The organism is Streptomyces sp. RP5T (assembly GCF_003933965.1).
GTDB lineage: Bacteria > Actinomycetota > Actinomycetes > Streptomycetales > Streptomycetaceae > Streptomyces.
On record NZ_RSAJ01001117.1, the window covers coordinates 1 to 1,211 of the forward strand.

General features: G+C 72.6%; 1 pseudogene. It reads left to right on the forward strand.

Features of this window, described 5'->3' with window-relative positions:
- Positions 1–1,199: pseudogene (locus tag EHS43_RS44855) on the forward strand (acyltransferase); the annotation flags it as partial.
- Positions 1,200–1,211: the final 12 nt, after the last annotated feature.

Consider the following 1,211-nt stretch of genomic DNA (forward strand, 5'->3'; position numbering starts at 1 on the left):
GGGCGGCTGCATCGAGGGCGTCCTCGGGGGTGTCCGGGACAGGGATATGGCCGGACGGGGGCCGTGCGGCCGCGGTCCGCCCGGGGACCGGCGCCGTGCCCGGACCGGAGGCGGTGCCCCGCGGCAGCCTCGCCGTCTTCGCCGACTCCGCTCGGGCCCAGGCCGGTGAGATGCTGGAACGATGCTGGGACGGTGAGCGCTATGCCGACCGGCCGGGCGTCGCGCCCACCGTGCGCGCGCACTGCGACGCTGTGGAGATCGCCGATCTGCTGCTCGGGGCCGTGCCGGAGCAGTTGTCCGCCGAGGAGCACGTCGAGCGGCTGAGTGGCCTCCAGGATCCGAGGAGCGGTCTGGTCCCGGAGTTCGGCGCACCGCATCCGGTGGTGGAGACCGACGGGTTCATCGGGGAGGGAGCGGCGCTGTATCACGTCCTGTGCGTGGGCTACGCCCTCGACCTCCTCGGACCGGGTCTCCCTCATCCGGTCCACGGAGTCAGCAACATGACGGCACGTCAACTAGGCGTACGACTGTCGGCGTTGCCCTGGAGGACGGCGGCCTGGGGTGCCGGTGCCTGGGTCGACAGCCTTGCCACGGCGGCCCATTGGAACCTGCGACACGGCGAGGAGGGCGAGGGGACGACCGAGTCGCTGTTCGGGTGGCTGCTGACCCGAGTCGATCCGTGGACCGGCATGTGGGGCAGCCCTTCGTCGGAGGAGGGCCGGCTTCAGATGGTGAACGGCTACTACCGGCTGACGCGGGGGTCGTTCGCACAGTTCGGGCTGCCGGTGCCGTATCCGGAGCGGGTCGTGGACACGGTCCTGGACCACGCGCGCGACGCCCGGTATTTCGGCCTCGGGCGGGAGAACGCCTGCAATGTGCTCGACGTGGCCCATCCCCTGTGGCTGTGCACCCGGCAACTGGGCAGCGCCGCGGACGGTTACCGCTCCGGCGAGATCCGGGACTGGGCCGAACGGCAGCTGGCCACGGTGCTGCCGCGCTGGCAGGCGGGCCGGGGTTTCGGGTTCGGACCCGGCACGGCGGGTCCCGGCCCCGAGCCCGGCCTCCAGGGCACGGAGATGTGGCTGGCCATCGTCTGGTACCTCGCCGACCTGCTGGGCCGCTCCGACGAACTGGGCTGCCGGCCCCGGGGTATCCATCGCCCCGAAGCGGCCAGACAGGGAATCGGGGGCGTGGGGTGAGTCGGGCGAGGC